Below are 1,510 nucleotides of genomic sequence, written 5' to 3' on the forward strand. Positions count from 1 at the left end.
CATATTTTTGACCAATTTGCGTTTTGTGAATTACTGCAAATCCAATATAAGTGCTAAGTCACGCAGAACCTGCTAACTAGTAGTTTTGTGCAACAACTTTGCAACGGGAGCAAAAGACTTTCGATGCTCTGGACAAACACCATGTTGATCAAGCGCAAGAAAATGCGCCTTTGTGGGATAGCCTTTATGCTTCGCGAATCCATACTGAGGATAGCAAGCATCCAGACGAACCATATCAGCGTCGCGCCATACCTTGGCGAGAATAGAAGCGGCGCTAATACACTTCGCCAATGCATCCCCCTTTATTAAAGGACTTGCTGAGCAATTGAGACCCTTTGGAACACGATTTCCATCGACAAGCAAATGCTCGGGACGAACGCTAAGAGAGTTAACCGCACGCTCCATCGCTAACATGGAGGCGTGGAGAATGTTTAGCTCATCGATCTCCGCTGGGCTTGCTTCAGCGATAGACCACGCAAGCGCTTTACTCTTAATTTCGTCAGCAAGTTTCGTGCGTTTTTTTTCAGACAGTTTTTTAGAGTCTGCTAAACCTTCGATTTCTTGGTCAGGATCAAGAATTACGGCTGCAGCAACCACAGAACCAACAAGCGGCCCTCGGCCAACCTCATCAACTCCAGCTAATAACTGCCCAGAATAGCCCTTAGCGTACTGAAAATCATCACGGAAGAAGCATTCCATTAACGGCGAACCAAATCCAAAACAGCTTGAGCAGCTTCGGAACTAGCGTTACGTTGCAGGCTTTCATGTAGAGAAGTGAAAGTAGCAGCGACTTCGTTCTGACCCTCATCAGAAAGGCGCTCTAAAGCAGCCTTAGATATATTAACCGGCGTTGCGTCGTCTTGTAACAACTCTGGCACTAGTAGCTTATTCGCTAATAAGTTTGGCAAAGCGACAAATGGCGTCTTAATTAACCTCTGCATCACCCAGTACGTAAGCTTGTTCAAACGATACGATACAACCATTGGCCGTTTCATCAACATACACTCAAGCGTAGCAGTTCCAGATGCTAGCAAAACCAAATTGGAAGCTGCCATCACCTCGCGTGAACGCCCAAGTACTAACGAAACGTTGAGATCCGGGAATTCTTTTAATATCTCTTCAACTTGGTCGAAACGATCTTGATTAACACAAGGAACAACAAACGTTGTCGATGGATTCTCTTTTCTGATTAATTCTGCAGCTTCAAAGAAGGAGCGAGCGATACGGCTTACCTCGCCCGAACGACTTCCCGGCAATATGGCTACCATGGAGTCCATATTTTGGAGACTTAAAGCCTTTCGTGCTGCTTCTCGATTAGGCTTAAGGGGTATCAAATCGGCGAGAGGGTGTCCGACAAACCGAACAGAAACATTGTGCGATTTATAAAACTTNGCTTCAAACGGAAATAGGGTCAACATCAAATCAACCGCGCGGGCAATCTTAACAACACGCTTCTGACGCCATGCCCATACCGACGGACTGACATAATGCGCGGTCTTGATTCCAGCTT

The 1,510-nt window shown here is 46.1% G+C and carries 2 protein-coding genes; both read right to left on the bottom strand.

What is annotated here, in order from left to right; genetic code table 11:
* Nucleotides 1–72: 72 nt before the first annotated feature.
* Complete coding sequence (gene rnhB, locus A3738_RS07300) at nt 73–699, bottom strand: ribonuclease HII (protein WP_068478400.1); 627 nt, start codon at nt 697–699, stop codon at nt 73–75.
* Nucleotides 699–1,510, bottom strand: an 812-nt coding sequence (gene lpxB / locus A3738_RS07305; RefSeq protein WP_068763486.1) for a lipid-A-disaccharide synthase, incomplete at its 5' end; no start/stop codon positions are given. The genes rnhB and lpxB, both read right to left, overlap by 1 nt.

It is taken from the genome of Oleiphilus sp. HI0066, assembly GCF_001635725.1.

Excerpts from the sequence above, each read along its gene's own strand:
- rnhB (WP_068478400.1), bottom strand. The coding sequence starts at position 699 with ATGGAATGCTTCTTCCGTGATGATTTTCAGTACGCTAAGGGCTATTCT.